Below are 16,284 nucleotides of genomic sequence, written 5' to 3'. Positions count from 1 at the left end.
ATGGAGCAAAACACGGTTCAACCATCAGCATTAAAAAAGGCATTAGAGCAATTTAAACAACTGGACGAGAAAATAACGCACTACTCTAGCATCTTGGGTTTAGCGGACTGGGACCAAAAAGTGATGGCACCGAAAAAAGGCCGGAACGTTTTTGCCAAAGCCACCGGAACCTTACGAACCGAAATCTTTCAGTTATCGGTTTCATCTGAAATGGCTCAATTGTTAGAAATGCTTACGGAAAAAGAACATCGATCACAGTTGGACCAAGTGACGAGGGCAAAAGTACGTGAGTATTACGATTATTATCAAAAATCTCAAGCCATACCTGCTGATCTGTTCAAGGAATATAGTATCCTGACGGCACAGGCCAATGATGCCTGGGAAGAAGCTAGAGAGAATAATGATTATGCCAGCTATCTGCCATTTTTAGAAAAAATAATTGACTACAAACGCCAATTTGCTGAAATATATGGCTATGAGGAACACCCTTATGATGCCCTGCTCGATGAGTATGAGCCAGGATTAACGGTAAAAAAATTGGATCCTTTATTTGCAAAATTACGGAAAGCTAGTGTGCGCTTATTAGACCGAATCAGGAAAAATGGTCATCCAACAAATGTGGAGATGTTTAATCAAGCTTTTGAAATTGAAAAACAAAAGTCTTTTAATCGGTTTATTTTACCTTTGATTGGTTTTGATATGCAGGCCGGCCGCCTTGATGAAACCGTCCACCCGTTTGCGCAAACCGTTAATATTGGAGATGTCCGTTTAACCACGCGCTATTTAGAAAAAAATGTCCGCTCGGCATTATTTGGGACGATTCATGAGGCAGGCCATGGCATTTATGAACAGCATATCAATCCAAGCTACGAAGAAACCGTGCTGCAAAGTGGGGCATCCTTTGGAATTCATGAATCGCAATCGAGATTTTTAGAGAATATGATCGGCCGCAGCAGGGAATTTTGGCATTTCTTTTTTCCAAAGCTTACTGAGTATTTTCCAGCTCAATTGAAGGATGTGACGGTAGAGGAATTTTACCGCGCTGTTAATACCGTTCAGCCATCGATGATTCGTGTAGAGGCGGATGAACTTACCTATAACCTCCATATCATGCTGCGATATGAAATTGAAAAAGCCTTAATCGGCGGAGAGATTGAAGCGAAGGATTTACCCGAAATCTGGAACCAGAAAATGAATGAGTACCTAGAAATTTCTCCGGCAACTGATACAGAAGGAGTTCTACAGGATGTGCACTGGTCATTCGGCGGAATTGGCTATTTTCCATCGTACTCGTTAGGAAATTTATATGCGGCTCAAATTCTCCGCACAATTAATACAGACATCCCCGATCTCTACAGCAATATTGAAAACGGCAAGTTTAAGATTATTCAAGACTGGTTGAAGGAGAATATCCATCAGCATGGAAAACTTTATACACCAAATGAATTAATTGTTAAGGTAACCGGTGAGGAATTAAATGCCGATTACCTCATCGAATATTTGGAGAAAAAATATACAGAGGTATATGGCCTATAAAAATCATTGACATTTTTATTACAGTTTAGTATATTAATAGTAATTAAATATTTCCTTTTAAAGGGGAGTAGCTGCTACAATAAAGTCGTCATTTCGAGAATATCTTTCTCCGGCTTTATTGGCAACATGAACGTTGTTAGCAAGACCTTTACTTTACTGTAAAGGTCTTTTCTGTGTTTTTAGGCCTTTACTGTTACAGTAAAGGCCTATTTTTATGGCGTGAGGGAGTATTTGAAAAAATTGACCCTTTGGGAGGAATTATGTATGGATGTAACTTTATTATTGGAATATGGTTGGGTGTTACTAATTCTGGTAGCTTTAGAAGGCCTATTAGCAGCAGATAATGCCCTTGTCCTTGCGATCATGGTAAAACATCTTCCGGAAGAAGACCGAAAAAAGGCATTGTTTTATGGGTTAGCCGGGGCATTTATGTTCCGTTTTGCTTCTTTATTTGTTATTTCGTTCCTTGTAGACGTTTGGCAAGTGCAAGCGATTGGAGCACTGTATTTAATCTTTATGGCAGTTAACCATATTTTCCGAAAAGTCATAAAAGGGAAAGCAGAAAACAAGGTTGAATCAGTTTCTAAGAAGAGCAGCGGATTTTGGATGACAGTTTTCAAGGTGGAATTGGCAGATATTGCGTTTGCCGTTGATTCGGTTTTGGCTGCAGTCGCGATGGCGGTCGTTCTTCCGGACACACCGCTTCCAAATATCGGTGGCCTTGATGGTGGGAAATTCCTTGTCATTTTCACAGGTGGTATTATTGGTTTAGTGATTATGCGTTTTGCTGCAAACCAATTCGTAAAACTGATGGAAAAGAGACCAGGACTCGAAATCGCCGCGTTTACCATTGTGGGCTGGGTGGGAGTAAAGCTTGCCGTATATACACTGTCACATCCATCCTTGGCAATATTAAATGAAGAATTTGCTCATTCCACGGAATGGAAGGTAAGCTTTTATTTAGTGTTAGTTGGAATTGCAGCAGCAGGCTGGGTCTTTTCAAAAGAGCAGCGCGAAACAAAAAAGGCAAATGTTTGATAAAAGGCTCGCCATTTGGCGAGTTTTCCTTTATTCTCTAAGATAGTGCCCGTTTCTATTTCACATACTATTCCAAGTAAAAGAGATATTAAAGTTAGACAGATTAGAGTCTAAAGAGGGGATTAACCATGAAATTAAAATCACATTTAGCAATGGCTTTCCTAATAAGTTTAGCCTCTATTATTGGCTTTTGTTTTATGTCATTATGGATAAGTGACCATAAAATCATTCATTTTGACAGTACGATTATTGGATATGTCCAAGGAATGGAATCGTCCGCCCTTACGCAAATAATGAAGTTTTTTACTTTCGTTGGTTCAGCACCCGTTGTGGTGGTGATCAGTCTCAGCTTGTTATTTTTTCTTTATATAGTCCTGCACCATCGTCTGGAACTCATTTTTTTTGTTTATGCTGTAATCGGTTCAGCCTTACTTAATCAGCTATTAAAGCATTTTTTTCATCGAATGCGTCCTAATTTTCATCGATTAATTGACATTGGCGGCTATAGTTTTCCCAGTGGTCATGCAATGAATGCTTTTACTGTCTATGCAGCCATCACTTTTTTGCTTTGGCGTCACATCCCATATCGATGGGGCCGGTGTATTTTAATAGTGGTAAGCATAATCATGGTTGTAATGATTGGGACCAGTCGAATTTATCTCGGCGTTCACTATCCGAGTGATATTATTGGCGGATATTTTGCAAGTGGCTTTTGGGTGGGTACCGCAATTTTGTTTTTCCAAATTTACAAAGAAAAGCGTTATAATAAGAAGTATAAACGGCAAAAAGAACCTGCCTAATTTTATTATTTTTTTGGAGTGATACATATTATCAGAAACAGTATTCCTAACTTATTTACGCTCGCAAATTTATTTTTTGGTTTTTTATCTGTAATGAACTCTGCCGAAGGGGATTACAAGAATGCAGCGATTCTCATTTTGATAGGGATGATGCTTGACAGTATGGATGGCCGGATTGCCAGAATGCTGCGTGCGGATAGTGAATTAGGGAAGGAATTGGACTCCTTGGCCGACATTGTGACTTTTGGTGTGGCACCTGCGATGATGGCCTATTATTCGTATTTTTCATCTTTCGGCATTCTCGGGATGGCAGTGGCCGGATTATTTCCTTTGTTTGGCGCCTATCGGTTAGCTCGGTTTAATATCAATGCTGTTAAATCGTCACTAAAACATTTTACAGGTGTTCCGATTACAGCTGCAGGCGGCTTATTAACTCTTTTAACCTTATTTCAATTAAAAATGCCAGGGTTCATTTTTGTGATTGCTTTTTTCGTACTATGTGTTTTGATGGTAAGCACCATTAAAATCCCGAGCTTAAAGGAAATACCGCTGCCGAAATATGGAATCATTATTACTCTTTTCTTGGGGTATGCCCTCTACATTGTCTTTAAAAAAGAACAGCACCGATTTCCATACTTCATTTATGTCGCAATACCGCTTTATGTAGCCTTCATTGGTTACCAAATGGTCCGGACAAAAAGAAAACACACAACCAAATAAGATATAGCAAAAGAAAAGGTGACAGGCACCATGTGAAGAATTCACATGGTGCCTGTCACCTTTATTTATGTTTTCACTATTTATAACTACATTCCAAAAGACATGACCCAGATGGATCCGGCTACCGCTACGAATGCGATGAATACTCCGGAAGCGATGTTGATGATATTTGATTTGCCGTCTTCACCTTCGTTCAAGTGCATGAACATGAAGAGCTGCAGGGCAGCTTGGATGACGGCTAAGCTGCCAATCACCCAAATAATTGTTTTGAAGGGAAGGGATGTTTTTAAGGCTACGAAAAGGGCTGCGAAGGTGAGTACCAACGAAGAAATAAAGCCCAAGACGTGAGTTAAAGGAAATCCTTTTGTATTTTTAGCCATCTTATGCCACCATCCTTGCTAAATACACAAATGTGAAAATAAAGATCCAAACAACATCCAAGAAGTGCCAGTAAAGCCCGATAATAAACGTCTTACGTGCAGTAACAGGTGTTAAACCTCTCTGCAGTAATTGGATAATAACCATTGTTGCCCAGCCAATACCCATACTAACGTGAAGTCCGTGGGTACCAAGCAAGACAAAGAAACTTGATAGGAAGGCACTTGTATGCCATGTTGCACCTTCATGTACATATTGTATAAATTCATTTATTTCAAAGAATACAAAGCCTGCACCGAGAAGCAGGGTAATGACAAACCATAGAATTAAACCATTACGGTTGCTGCGGCGCATTTCATAAATAGCAAGACCCATTGTAAAACTACTTGTTAATAGCAAGATGGTCTCAATCATGACACCCTTGATTTCAAAAAGTTCATGCGGGGTAGGGCCGCCGGCATATCTTGCATTCAATACTGAAAATGTTGCAAAGAGTGTTCCAAAAAGGATGATCTCAGCTCCTAGGAAGATCCAGAAGCCAAGAATGTTCATACGGTTTTGTTCTGTTTGATATTCAAGTGGTAGTGCTGTATTTACATTAGCTGACATGGTTGTTCACCCCTTTATCTTTACCGCGCCATGCCTTTTCAATCTGCTTAATTTCATCTACTTTGACATGGAAGCCATCATTATAATCGAAAGAACGAACGATTAGACCTCCAAGGATTCCGACTGTTGCCACAAGGGCAGCGATTTTCCATTCAAAAACCATGAAGAAACCGGCAATTCCAAAGATAACGCCCATATAGAATGGTAAGCCCGAATTGCTAGGCATATGGATTTCTTTAATTTCTGATTCTTTCAAATTAAGACCTTCATTATGCTTTTTCATATACCAGAAAGCATCGATTGACTTTACTTCCGGTTGTTTAGCAAAGTTATAGAATTGAACAGGTGAAGCAGTGGCCCACTCTAGTGTTCTAGCGTCCCATGGATCATTAGAAATATTGCGGTCTGCGTATCTAGCACTCCAGTAAATGTTATAGCAAAGCACTGCGAAACCAGCGGCTAAAATAACCGCACCAATTGCAGAAACTAAGAACAAGGGAGCAAATCCAGATTCAGCAGAGAAGGTGTACGCACGGCGTACCGCTCCATCAAGTCCAAGGAAGAACATTGGCATAAATGTTACGTTAAAACCAATGACGAATAACCAGAAATGAATTTTACCAAGCTTTTCATTTAACATATGACCGAACATTTTTGGCCACCAGTAATATAGCGCCCCGAATACCGCAAATACGACACCAGGTATTAATACATAGTGGAAGTGAGCTACAAGGAATAGGGTGTTATGGTATTGATAATCCGCTGCACCCATTGCAAGCATAACCCCTGTGACACCACCGATAACAAAGCAAGGAACGAATGCAAGTGCCCAAAGCATCGCTGTGGTAAATTGAATCCGGCCTTTTCTCATCGTGAATAACCAGTTAAACATCTTAACCCCTGTCGGGATTGCAATCATCATCGTTGTGATGGAGAATACGGAGTTAACAGCAGGGCCTGAACCCATTGTAAAGAAGTGGTGAACCCATACTAACATACTTAAAGCCGCAATACCGACAATGGAAAATACCATTGATTTATAACCAAAAAGCGATTTATGAGAGAAAGTTGAAATAATCTCAGAGAACATACCGAATGCTGGAAGTACCACGATGTAAACCTCAGGGTGTCCCCATAACCAGAAAAGGTTCGCCCACATCATATCCATACCGCCACCGCTTAATGTAAAGAAGTGAGTACCAAAAATACGGTCAAAAGTCATCAACGCAAGGGCAACTGTGAATATTGGGAAGGCCGATACAATGATAACGGACGCAATAAAAGAGGTCCAAGTAAACATTGGCATTTTCATAAGTCCCATGCCTTTTGTTCTCATCTTTAGAATTGTAACAACAAAGTTAATCCCGGTCATCAGGGTACCGATACCGGCAATCTGCAAGGCGATCGCATAATAGTTGTTACCGATACCTGGAGTAAATTCTTTACCTGCTAAAGGGAAGTAGGCAGTCCAACCGGCATCAGGAGATCCGCCGACAACAAACGAAATGTTGAAAAGCATCGCACCTGCAAAGAATAACCAAAAGCTGAGGGCATTCAATTGTGGGAACGCCACATCACGTGCCCCAATTTGTAAAGGAACGATAACGTTCATGATACCAATTAATAATGGCATCGCTGCAAAAAGAATCATGATGACGCCATGAGTTGTAAAAATTTCATTGTAATGCTGTGCATCCAAAAACTTTAATTCTGGACGTGAGGTTTGGGCTTTCATTAAAAGTCCATCTACACCACCACGGAAAAACATTAACACACCCGAAAGGATATACATAATCCCAATTCGTTTATGATCAACAGTGGTCAGCCATTCGCGCCAGAGCCACTTCCATTTTTTTAAATAACTTACTAAAGCTACAATACCAATCACAGTTAGTAAAATAGCAATCTGGGAACCTAGGATGAGCGGGTTGCCGACGATAAAGAAATCATGCCAATTTATACTGCCCATCATTGTTCACCTCCATTTGAATTATCTTTCGAGCTATCCGATGTGTTTTTTGATGTCTCGGTAGAAGGCTCTTCATCCTTAAAGATTTGACCTTTTACCCCATGGACTTCATATAATTTTGGATTCGTATAAGTTTTTGAGTTCATTTGTCCATGGTCAATCCATTGCAGATGGGTACCGACGAAGGTTTCACGTCCTAAATGGGTTGGTTTCAGTAATTCGTCGTATTTTTTCTCTGTTAATTTAGGAGCCTTAGATTTTACATCTTTAACCCATTTTTGAAAGTCTTTTGTAGACTTAGCCTCAACGGTAAACTCCATATCAGCATAGCCTCTTCCGTTAAAGTTCGTGTTTCTTCCTAAGTACTCTCCAACTTCATCGGCAGTAAGATACAATTCAGTTTCCATTTTATTCATGGTATACTTCTGACCGCCTAATTGCGGAACCCAGAAAGATTGCATTGTACCGGCAGAAGTCAATTTAAACCTAACAGGTGTACCAGCGGGAATGTTCACATAATTGACAGTTTCAATTCCTTGTTCCGGATAACTAAAAATCCACTTCCAGTCAGCTGATGTCACGTTAATCGTAATCGGCTTTTTATTTTCATACCCAGCCGGAACCTTTTCAAGCTTGTAAATTGTTTTTACTGTCGGAATCGTGAGGGCAATAACGATTAGAATTGGAATAAAAGTCCAAATCAACTCTAATTTGGTACTGCCGTGTTCCTCTGGGGGCTCATAGTCTTTATTCGCAGCTGTTGCACGGTATTTCCAAACGATATATCCGAATAAACCAAATACAACAACGACCACAAGTGCCATAAAGACTAATGACCAGTTAATTAAGTCAAGAATTTCTCTTGCTGCGGGCCCTTTTGGATCAAAAACAAGCATTTTTGAATCACAACCGCTAAGGAGCAGCACAGGCAATAAAGCCAAAAGTGGAACAATATAGTTCTTTTTAAGCATGTTTGTATTTCCCTCCAAAAATATTTGTTCATTTGTTCACAATTCCAACGTGAATGTATTCACAAACTTCAATAGAATAATACATTTACTTCGAAAATACAAGTAATTGAATTTGAATTAATTCTTAACTAATATTCATTAGCAGAACAAATTTGCTAACACAATATTAACAATTTCGCCATAATGTTTATATAGGTTTTTTGAAAAAGTTGTGACAAATTTGTTAAGGATTTAAAATGCTAATATGGAAATGGAATGGAAACAAGTAAATGAATTGCCAATTTACCTGCATAATAACTCATTTAACAGTTAAAACTGTCTATTTTGAATCTATCGTGGGATAATAAAAGAGAATACATAATAGAGGAGAGCAAAAGAATGAAGGTAAAAGTTAATCGACATGCGGCAAAAGCATTGAAAAAAATGTTAGCAGAGGATGGGACGGAGGGCAAACTATTTCGTGTCTTTGTGACAAGTGTGCACGGAGATCATGCCCATTATGATTTGAAGCTTGATACACCAACTGAAAATGACGCAGTAGTGAAATCTGATAAGGATATAGATTTCATTCTCGATAAAAATGATGAATACCTAGACGATATCTGGATCCAATTTTTCCATGTTCCTAATGAAGAGTGGCTGATTACGAATCCATCAAAAGGTGGACATCATCACCATCATTAAGAGGAAAATTCCTGCTGGAAAGCAGGGATTTTTTTATTAAGATAATTATATTATGTCAACCAATAGATGATCATTTTTGAAATCAAGCTCTTAATAGTGGTATCTTATTAACAGAACATGGGAGAAGGGAGTTTATGACAGTAATGGAAAACTTCAAAAACGATGTTGAGATTAAGCTAGTTGCTCTGGATATGGATGGAACTTTATTAAACAACAAAGGACGTATTTCACCAGCCAATCGTCAAGCCATTAAGTCTGCAAAGGAAAAAGGGGTTAACGTTGTCCTAAGTACCGGACGTTCCTTGTTAACCTGCCGTGACCATGCAGATGACTTAGAGCTTGACTCCTATTTGGTAACCGTAAATGGCAGTGAGATTTGGGATGAAAATCGGGAATTAGTCGAGAGAAACCTCGTAGATCCTGAACATATAAAATGGATGCTGGAACTTTCAAATCAGCATAAAGCCAAGTTCTGGGCGATCAATACGGTGCAAACCGTGCATAATGAATTACCAGAGGATCTCCATAATTGGGAGTGGTTGAAGTTTGGTTTTACGATTGATGATGATGCAACAAGGGAACTCGTTTTAAATGAACTCACCACAAAGGGTCAATTTGAATTAACTAATTCCACTTTAAAAAACATCGAAGTCAATGCGGCCGGAATAAACAAGGCGCGCGGACTAGCGGTTGTCTGCAAGAGGTTAGGAATTGACATGAAGAATGTAATGGCGGTTGGCGACAGTCGGAACGATTTAATGATGATTAAAGAGGCGGGGCTTGGGGTAGCCATGGGAAATGCCCAAGATGTGGTGAAGCAAGAAGCCGACTGGATAACCTCGACAAACGAAGAGGATGGTGTCGCAAAAGCCATTCAAAAATGGGTACTGGAATAATTAAAATTTAACGGGTATAAAGAGTTATGACGTTGGTAAAACTATTTGTGCAAGTTTATTTTGCAAAATTTATGATATGGCTACATGCTAGGAGGCTACAAAGAAAATGGAACATGGTAAAGTAAAATGGTTTAACAGTGAAAAAGGATTTGGATTCATTGAGCGCGAAGGCGGAGAAGATGTATTCGTTCATTTCTCAGCAATTCAAGGAGATGGATACAAAACTCTAGATGAAGGTCAAGAGGTTACATTTGAAATCGAAAATGGCCAACGTGGACCGCAAGCAGTCAACGTTCAAAAACAATAGACCTATCAACAAAACAGACCCTCACCATGAGGGTCTGTTTTTGATTCCTTCTATCATTCCCCTGATGATTCCTCCATCATATCTCAAAAAAAATTTTGGACGTTATTTCTTATAATTGGGAATAACGTCCTTCTTTTTTTAATACGAATGTAATAGTGAGTACAAGTTGTACTTTATATTTCTTATTAGATTATAATTATTATAATTTAGGATTGATTTTTACTAAGTTTATATTATAATCTAGTTAAAGTTTAAAAAATAGATTACGAGGTGATTAAATGAGTAACACAAACAAACATTTAACAACAGGTACAGGTGCCCCTGTAGGGGATAATCAAAATTCTATGACGGCTGGTTCACGAGGACCAACCTTAATCCAAGATGTACACTTACTAGAGAAATTAGCTCATTTTAACCGAGAACGAGTCCCAGAGCGTGTGGTTCATGCCAAGGGTGCCGGTGCACATGGTTATTTTGAAGTGACAAATGATATGTCGAAATTTACAAAAGCAAAATTGTTTAATGGAGTTAGCAAACGCACGCCAATGTTTATCCGCTTTTCTACCGTTGCCGGCGAGCTGGGTTCAGCCGATACGGTCCGTGACCCGCGCGGTTTTGCTGTAAAGTTTTACACAGAAGAAGGTAACTATGATTTGGTAGGAAATAATACACCTATCTTCTTTATTCGTGATGCGATCAAGTTTCCAGACTTCATTCATACCCAAAAAAGAGATCCCAAAACTCATTTGAAAAATCCGAATGCGGTCTGGGATTTCTGGTCACTATCGCCTGAATCCTTACACCAAGTAACCTATTTAATGGGTGACCGTGGTCTTCCGGCAACATTACGTCATATGAATGGTTACGGCAGCCATACATTTAAATGGGTAAATGAGAATGGTGAAGCGGTCTGGGTGAAATATCACTTTAAGAGTGAACAAGGGGTTAAAAATATGTCTGCAGACGTTGCGGCAAAGTTAGCTGGAGAAAATCCAGATTATCATACCGAGGATTTATTTAATGCGATTGAGAATGGTGACTTTCCAGCATGGCGGCTGCATGTTCAAATTATGCCATTTGAAGATGCAAATACGTATCGGTTTGATCCATTTGATGTGACAAAAGTGTGGTCTCATAAGGATTATCCATTAATCGAGGTTGGCAGAATGGTTTTAAACCGCAACCCTGAGAATTATTTTGCAGAGGTTGAGCAGGCAACATTCTCGCCTGGAACGATGGTACCTGGGGTAGAGGCATCACCTGATAAAATGCTTCAAGGCCGATTATTTGCCTATTCTGATGCCCACCGCTACCGTGTAGGTCCTAACCATAACCTTCTGCCAATTAACAGACCAAAGGCAGAAGTGAATAACTATCAGCGTGATGGCGCTATGCGGTTTGACAATAATGGCGGCGGCTCGGTTTATTATGAACCTAACAGCTTTGGCGGTCCAAAGGAAGCTGTTGAACACCGGCAAACCGCTTTTGAGGTGACAGGTGCTGCAGCACAAACTGCCTACGACCATGATGACCATTATACACAAACGGGGGATCTTTACCGCTTAATGTCTGAAGAGGAGCGGACTCGGTTAGTCGATACGATTGTCGGGGCGATGAAACCGGTCGAGCGGGAGGATATCAAATTACGTCAAATTCAGCATTTCTATAAAGCAGATCCAGAGTATGGCGAGCGAGTTGCCAAAGGATTGGGATTGGCTATTCCTCAGGAAGTAAAGTAAATCGAATGCAGGCTGTTCTTTAGCGGAACAGCCTGTTTTTTATTTTTCAACAAATTCCGACAGCATTTTCACGTCCTCCTGATTACACTATTTTTTAGATAGGGGGAAATTTATGTCTAAAAAAATAATCTTAGTCGCCTTCTTATGGATATTTCTCTTTGGAATAACTCTTCCTGTAAATGCACAGGAAAACAGTAGCACAACATTATTAAATAAGGAAAACAACAAAATCAACTATGAAAATTCTTCCTTCTATTTTGACTTTTTTGCTAAGAAAATGTTCGGGAGGCTCTTTCAAGAGTCCGTTCAATTACAGCATCCGGGAACCTTTTATGAACAGGTTTCATTTCTTGAAAGGGATTATCCAAGAGAAAAAATAAGCAATCAAGCTCAAACAGTCGACCTGGTTCACAAGGAGCCGATCCGCTTAACCTTTGCAGGAGATACGATGATGGATTGGTCGGTAAAAGAAACAATCGAGCAAAAGGGACCAGACTATCCTTTTATACATATAAAAGATGAACTGGCTTTCAGTGACCTTAGCATCTTAAATTTGGAGACATCTGTTACTACCGGGGGAACAAAACAAGAAAAACAATTTACCTTTCGTTCAAACCCAAGTGCCTTGCCGGGATTAAAAAATGCGGGTTTTCAGCTTGTCAGCCTGGCGAACAATCATTCTCTCGATTTTGGACAAACAGGGTTATCTGATACAGTTGCTTCCTTAAAACAGTATCAATTAGATTACGTTGGCGGCGGATTAACTAAAGAGGAAGCCTATAGAGCAAAAACCTATAGATTAAAAGGGAGAACAGTAAAAATACTAGCTTTCTCAAGGGTGCTGCCAGACTATTCTTGGGTCGCAACAGAGACTAAACCCGGCCTTGCCAATGGGTATGATCTAAGCCTGATCGAATCAACTATTAAAAAGGAAAAGGTAAACGCTGACTATTTATTTGTGTTTATCCATTGGGGAGTCGAAACAAAACGTTCTCCCGAGCCGTTTCAGCAGGAGTGGGCAAGGAAGATGATAGATTCAGGCGCAGACGGGGTAATCGGCAGTCATCCCCATGTGCTCCAAGGATTTGAATACTACAAAGGGAAGCCAATCGCCTATTCGCTAGGAAACTTTTTGTTCCCCAATTATGTAAAGGGGAACGCTGCTCAAACAGGAATTCTTCATGTTGATATTGATAAGGGAGATATGAAGATGACCTTTGTTCCATTTAAGATATCACACGACCAAATTGTAAAACAAAGTGATCAAGAAAAACGTGCTGTTTGGAGGGAACTTCAAGGATTGTCCTATGGAGGATTAACAATCCAAAATGGGGATATTTCTGAGAAAACAACTGTAGCAGAAACTAATCCATAAAAAAAAGAATTTTTGTAGAAAAATTTTTGTCGAGGTCGAATTATTTAGGAAGGATTTCATGGATATTATTCGAATTATAGGAATAGTATGAAGTAAAAAAAGGGGGTCTTTAAATTGAGTATTAAGGTGGTAGAGAAAGACGAACTAAAAGTAGTTGGGATACCTTGGACAGGTACCTTCTCAGAGGTAAAATCAATCCCAAGACTTTTTAGTAAAATGGAGGATCGGAAAGAGGAAGTTTCTTGTCTGACCAACGATCCGGTTGTGATTGCACCGTTTCATAGCAGAGAGACAGAGTTAACTTATTATGTTACAAAACCTGTTGGGAAAATCGAGAACGTACCAGAGGGGATGGTAGGGTTCACCATTCCGCGAAAAAACTATGTGTGTACCACTCATAAAGGAAGCCTGAAAGAGGTAGCAACTACATATCGACAGCTGTTCACTTGGATGAAGGAATATGGTTATGAACAGGATCATCACGCCTTAGGGTTAGAAATTTTTAAAGAAGAGCATAAGCAGCAAAATACATCTGGAGACTTGTATTTTGAGATTTATTTACCGGTTAGAACCTATGAGTTGTAGTAGTGAAGGAGTTTTTTAAACTCCTTTCCAAAAAGTATGTGAAGTAATGTTCAACTTTTTTGTTCGAGCATTTCCCTTTACTATTACACTTTAGTATAATAACATAACAAACAAAGCTAAATATTTCCTTCGGGGTCAGGTGAAATTCCTAACCGGCGGTGATGAAGCAAGTGCTTCTAAGTCCGTGACCCGGTTAACCTCATGGTTAAACGGTGGATCTGGTGAAACTCCAGGGCCGACAGTTAAAGTCTGGATGGGAGAAGGATAAAATCGCGGGTTTTGTATAGGGTGAAATATGCCTATCGATACCCTTTATTTCCTATTGTCATTTTTACGACCCTGAAGAAATTCGTTTCTTCAGGGTCTTTTTTTATACTCTGAAGGAGTTTAGACTTTGCAGTGGTGTGTCCTGATGAAAGATACCAGAAAACGGCATAACCAAAGTAAGGAGAAGAAGGATAATGTTTACTGGAATTATCGAGGAAATAGGTAAAGTAGCAAAGATCCAGCGAGCGGCAAATTCGTATGTATTAACGATAGAAGCGGAAAAGATACTACAGGATATACATCTTGGTGACAGCATCTCTGTAAATGGTGTTTGCCTGACAGTTACTTCTTTTTCTAGCAGGCAGTTTACAGTGGATGTCATGCCGGAAACAGTCAAAGCAACCAGCCTAAATCATGTCCAAAGTGGTACAAGGGTCAATCTTGAGAGAGCAATGGCAGCAGGCGGCCGATTTGGCGGACATTTTGTCTCGGGTCATATTGATGGAACTGGGATGATTAAAAGAAAACAAGCCTTGGAAAATGCCGTTTATTACGAAATCGAGGCTGATCCTGAAGTTCTGAGATATGTGATTGTCCGCGGATCTGTTGCGGTAGACGGAACTAGCTTAACCGTATTTGATGTTTCAGACACAAGTTTTACCCTTTCGCTTATTCCACATACCTTATCAGAATCTGTAATCGGCTTAAAAGGCTCAGGCGATATCGTGAATTTAGAATGCGATATGATTGGCAAATATGTCGGCCATTTTATCCAAAGCCTTGGCAAGGAATCAAAGCAGCAAAAAAAATCAGGGCTTACACAAAGCTTTTTAGAAGAAAACGGCTTTTATTAGTTATAGAAAGAGAAAAAGGAGTGATTACATGTTCAATCCAATAGAGGAAGCCCTAGCGGATTTAAAAGAAGGAAAAGTCATTATCGTTTGTGATGATGAAGACAGGGAAAATGAAGGGGACTTTATTGCCTTGGCTGAAAAAGCAACTCCAGCTGTTATTAACTTTATGGTCACACATGGCAGAGGGCTAGTCTGTGTGCCCATTGAAGAAGAATTAGCAAATAAATTGGATTTACAGCCAATGGTTGAACACAACACAGACTATCATGGAACGGCTTTTACTGTCAGTATTGACCATAAATTTTCGACGACCGGAATATCTGCCTATGAACGTTCGGCCACTGTGTTAAGTTTACTTGACCCAGAAGCAAAAGCGGAGGATTTTAAAAGGCCTGGGCATATGTTTCCGCTTATGGCGAAAAAAGGCGGTGTCTTAGTGAGGAACGGGCATACGGAAGCTGCAGTCGACCTTGCCAGATTATGTGGAGCTAAGCCTGCTGGAGTAATATGTGAAATCATGAATGAAGATGGCACAATGGCACGTGTACCACAGCTTCGAAAATTAGCTGATCAATTGAATCTAAAAATGATTACGATTGAAGCATTGATAGAGTATCGAACCAAAAAAGAAAGTCAGTCAAAAACAAAGTCTGAAAAATAAAAAATAATCTTGGAGGAATCAACATGACAAATATATTTGAAGGTAATTTAGTAGGGACGGGTTTAAAAGTTGGGATTGTGGTCGGGAGATTTAATGAGTTTATAACTGGTAAATTATTAGATGGTGCACAGGATGCGTTAAAACGTCATGGTGTCAGCGAATCTGACGTAGATATCGCTTGGGTTCCGGGTGCATTTGAACTACCGTTGATTGCTCAAAAGATGGCATTTAGTAAAAAGTATGATGCGGTTATCACCCTTGGAACGGTCATCCGCGGTGCAACACCACATTTTGATTATGTTTGTAACGAAGCGGCTAAGGGAATTAATGCAACGGCATTAGCAAGTGGTATTCCTGTTATTTTTGGAGTTCTAACAACCGATTCAATCGAGCAGGCAATTGAACGTGCCGGAACAAAGGCTGGAAATAAGGGTTGGGATTCGGCTGTATCAGCAATTGAAATGGCGAATTTATGCAGAAATATTGAACAGTAATGGATGGGCAGTGAAGGATAAGAACAGGCAGCTTACGGCCTGTTCTTATTTTAAAATATTAATGATTTTAAGATAGGTATATACAAACGAATCGATTTGTCGATATAATAGTCCTATCATAAAAAAATAGCACGGTAAAATAGGTGCTTGAGTCTTTACTAGACTCTAAGCTTAATAGGGAAGTTGGTTTAAAACCAACGCGGTCCCGCCACTGTAAATGGGAGCAGCCTGCAGATGTCACTGTCGAAAGATGGGAAGACGCAGGAAGCGATGATCATAAGCCAGGAAACCTGCCTGTTTTCGACACCAACAGCCTACGCGGATAGGAGAGTGTTAAGAATAGAAACATACGTATGGTTTCTAGCTTAACGTACATAACACTCCTCCTTCTATAGGGGGAT

The 16,284-nt window shown here is 39.8% G+C and carries 16 protein-coding genes, 1 pseudogene and 2 riboswitches; of the genes and pseudogenes, 13 read left to right on the top strand and 4 right to left on the bottom strand.

What is annotated here, in order from left to right; genetic code table 11:
- From ACZ9EE_RS04505 to pssA, 4 genes are all read left to right on the top strand, one after another.
- On the top strand, window positions 1–1,536 hold the full coding sequence (locus tag ACZ9EE_RS04505) for a carboxypeptidase M32 (RefSeq protein WP_476025476.1): 1,536 nt from the start codon (window positions 1–3) through the stop codon (window positions 1,534–1,536).
- A 264-nt stretch (window positions 1,537–1,800) separates the two neighbouring features.
- A complete protein-coding gene (locus tag ACZ9EE_RS04500; protein WP_476025475.1) occupies window positions 1,801–2,574 on the top strand; it encodes a TerC family protein in 774 nt (257 codons plus the stop codon).
- Between the two features lie 128 nt (window positions 2,575–2,702).
- The gene (locus tag ACZ9EE_RS04495) at window positions 2,703–3,374 is read left to right on the top strand and encodes a phosphatase PAP2 family protein (RefSeq protein WP_476025474.1); all 672 of its coding nucleotides are present in this window, start codon (window positions 2,703–2,705) and stop codon (window positions 3,372–3,374) included.
- 18 nt (window positions 3,375–3,392) lie between these two features.
- Window positions 3,393–4,094 carry a CDP-diacylglycerol--serine O-phosphatidyltransferase gene (pssA, locus tag ACZ9EE_RS04490; protein ID WP_476025473.1) on the top strand — a complete coding sequence of 234 codons (702 nt, stop codon included), beginning with the start codon at window positions 3,393–3,395 and terminating at the stop codon, window positions 4,092–4,094.
- A gap of 86 nt (window positions 4,095–4,180) precedes the next feature.
- Here pssA and qoxD read toward each other — a convergent pair whose 3' ends face one another.
- From qoxD to qoxA, 4 genes are read right to left on the bottom strand one after another with little or no spacing between them, the layout of a single operon-like run.
- The gene (gene qoxD / locus ACZ9EE_RS04485; protein ID WP_476025472.1) at window positions 4,181–4,474 is read right to left on the bottom strand and encodes a cytochrome aa3 quinol oxidase subunit IV; all 294 of its coding nucleotides are present in this window, start codon (window positions 4,472–4,474) and stop codon (window positions 4,181–4,183) included.
- Window position 4,475: 1 nt separating this feature from the next.
- Window positions 4,476–5,081 (bottom strand): cytochrome aa3 quinol oxidase subunit III, encoded by a 606-nt coding sequence (gene qoxC / locus ACZ9EE_RS04480; RefSeq protein ID WP_476025471.1) that lies wholly within the window; start codon window positions 5,079–5,081, stop codon window positions 4,476–4,478.
- A complete protein-coding gene (gene qoxB / locus ACZ9EE_RS04475) occupies window positions 5,071–7,053 on the bottom strand; it encodes a cytochrome aa3 quinol oxidase subunit I (RefSeq protein ID WP_476025470.1) in 1,983 nt (660 codons plus the stop codon). Before qoxB ends, qoxC begins: the two co-directional genes overlap by 11 nt.
- Window positions 7,050–8,021: a cytochrome aa3 quinol oxidase subunit II gene (qoxA, locus tag ACZ9EE_RS04470; RefSeq protein ID WP_476025469.1), complete on the bottom strand. Its 972-nt coding sequence runs from the start codon at window positions 8,019–8,021 to the stop codon at window positions 7,050–7,052. Before qoxA ends, qoxB begins: the two co-directional genes overlap by 4 nt.
- A gap of 378 nt (window positions 8,022–8,399) precedes the next feature.
- Here qoxA and ACZ9EE_RS04465 point away from each other — a divergent pair, with 378 nt between their 5' ends.
- The 9 genes and pseudogenes from ACZ9EE_RS04465 (at window position 8,400) to ribH (ending at window position 15,883) form a co-directional block, all read left to right on the top strand.
- On the top strand, window positions 8,400–8,705 hold the full coding sequence (locus ACZ9EE_RS04465; RefSeq protein ID WP_476025468.1) for an iron-sulfur cluster assembly accessory protein: 306 nt from the start codon (window positions 8,400–8,402) through the stop codon (window positions 8,703–8,705).
- A gap of 143 nt (window positions 8,706–8,848) precedes the next feature.
- Complete coding sequence (locus tag ACZ9EE_RS04460) at window positions 8,849–9,601, top strand: Cof-type HAD-IIB family hydrolase (RefSeq protein ID WP_476032854.1); 753 nt, start codon at window positions 8,849–8,851, stop codon at window positions 9,599–9,601.
- 106 nt (window positions 9,602–9,707) lie between these two features.
- On the top strand, window positions 9,708–9,908 hold the full coding sequence (locus ACZ9EE_RS04455) for a cold-shock protein (RefSeq protein ID WP_215046162.1): 201 nt from the start codon (window positions 9,708–9,710) through the stop codon (window positions 9,906–9,908).
- A 278-nt stretch (window positions 9,909–10,186) separates the two neighbouring features.
- Complete coding sequence (gene katA / locus ACZ9EE_RS04450; protein ID WP_476025467.1) at window positions 10,187–11,647, top strand: catalase KatA; 1,461 nt, start codon at window positions 10,187–10,189, stop codon at window positions 11,645–11,647.
- A gap of 112 nt (window positions 11,648–11,759) precedes the next feature.
- Window positions 11,760–13,022, top strand: coding sequence for a CapA family protein (locus ACZ9EE_RS04445; protein ID WP_476025466.1), 1,263 nt, complete (start codon window positions 11,760–11,762; stop codon window positions 13,020–13,022).
- A gap of 114 nt (window positions 13,023–13,136) precedes the next feature.
- Entirely contained in the window at window positions 13,137–13,607 is a 471-nt protein-coding gene (locus ACZ9EE_RS04440) for a GyrI-like domain-containing protein (RefSeq protein ID WP_476025465.1), read from the top strand.
- A gap of 121 nt (window positions 13,608–13,728) precedes the next feature.
- Window positions 13,729–13,876: riboswitch (FMN riboswitch) on the top strand.
- A gap of 192 nt (window positions 13,877–14,068) precedes the next feature.
- The gene (gene ribE / locus ACZ9EE_RS04435) at window positions 14,069–14,728 is read left to right on the top strand and encodes a riboflavin synthase (protein WP_476025464.1); all 660 of its coding nucleotides are present in this window, start codon (window positions 14,069–14,071) and stop codon (window positions 14,726–14,728) included.
- A 28-nt stretch (window positions 14,729–14,756) separates the two neighbouring features.
- Window positions 14,757–15,371: pseudogene (gene ribB / locus ACZ9EE_RS04430) on the top strand (3,4-dihydroxy-2-butanone-4-phosphate synthase); the annotation flags it as partial.
- A 41-nt stretch (window positions 15,372–15,412) separates the two neighbouring features.
- Entirely contained in the window at window positions 15,413–15,883 is a 471-nt protein-coding gene (gene ribH, locus ACZ9EE_RS04425; RefSeq protein WP_215046153.1) for a 6,7-dimethyl-8-ribityllumazine synthase, read from the top strand.
- 124 nt (window positions 15,884–16,007) lie between these two features.
- Window positions 16,008–16,195: riboswitch (cobalamin riboswitch) on the top strand.
- Window positions 16,196–16,284 lie beyond the last annotated feature (89 nt).

This window comes from Bacillus sp. URHA0034 (genome assembly GCF_056280405.1).
Note: the sequence above shows the minus strand (reverse complement) of the source record. Positions and strands in the feature narration are given on the sequence as shown.

Excerpts from the sequence above, each read along its gene's own strand:
- ACZ9EE_RS04505 (WP_476025476.1), top strand. The coding sequence starts at position 1 with ATGGAGCAAAACACGGTTCAACCATCAGCATTAAAAAAGGCATTAGAG.
- ACZ9EE_RS04500 (WP_476025475.1), top strand. The coding sequence starts at position 1,801 with ATGGATGTAACTTTATTATTGGAATATGGTTGGGTGTTACTAATTCTG.
- ACZ9EE_RS04495 (WP_476025474.1), top strand. The coding sequence starts at position 2,703 with ATGAAATTAAAATCACATTTAGCAATGGCTTTCCTAATAAGTTTAGCC.
- qoxD (WP_476025472.1), bottom strand. The coding sequence starts at position 4,474 with ATGGCTAAAAATACAAAAGGATTTCCTTTAACTCACGTCTTGGGCTTT.
- qoxC (WP_476025471.1), bottom strand. The coding sequence starts at position 5,081 with ATGTCAGCTAATGTAAATACAGCACTACCACTTGAATATCAAACAGAA.
- qoxB (WP_476025470.1), bottom strand. The coding sequence starts at position 7,053 with ATGATGGGCAGTATAAATTGGCATGATTTCTTTATCGTCGGCAACCCG.
- qoxA (WP_476025469.1), bottom strand. The coding sequence starts at position 8,021 with ATGCTTAAAAAGAACTATATTGTTCCACTTTTGGCTTTATTGCCTGTG.
- ACZ9EE_RS04465 (WP_476025468.1), top strand. The coding sequence starts at position 8,400 with ATGAAGGTAAAAGTTAATCGACATGCGGCAAAAGCATTGAAAAAAATG.
- ACZ9EE_RS04460 (WP_476032854.1), top strand. The coding sequence starts at position 8,849 with ATGGAAAACTTCAAAAACGATGTTGAGATTAAGCTAGTTGCTCTGGAT.
- ACZ9EE_RS04455 (WP_215046162.1), top strand. The coding sequence starts at position 9,708 with ATGGAACATGGTAAAGTAAAATGGTTTAACAGTGAAAAAGGATTTGGA.
- katA (WP_476025467.1), top strand. The coding sequence starts at position 10,187 with ATGAGTAACACAAACAAACATTTAACAACAGGTACAGGTGCCCCTGTA.
- ACZ9EE_RS04445 (WP_476025466.1), top strand. The coding sequence starts at position 11,760 with ATGTCTAAAAAAATAATCTTAGTCGCCTTCTTATGGATATTTCTCTTT.
- ribE (WP_476025464.1), top strand. The coding sequence starts at position 14,069 with ATGTTTACTGGAATTATCGAGGAAATAGGTAAAGTAGCAAAGATCCAG.
- ribH (WP_215046153.1), top strand. The coding sequence starts at position 15,413 with ATGACAAATATATTTGAAGGTAATTTAGTAGGGACGGGTTTAAAAGTT.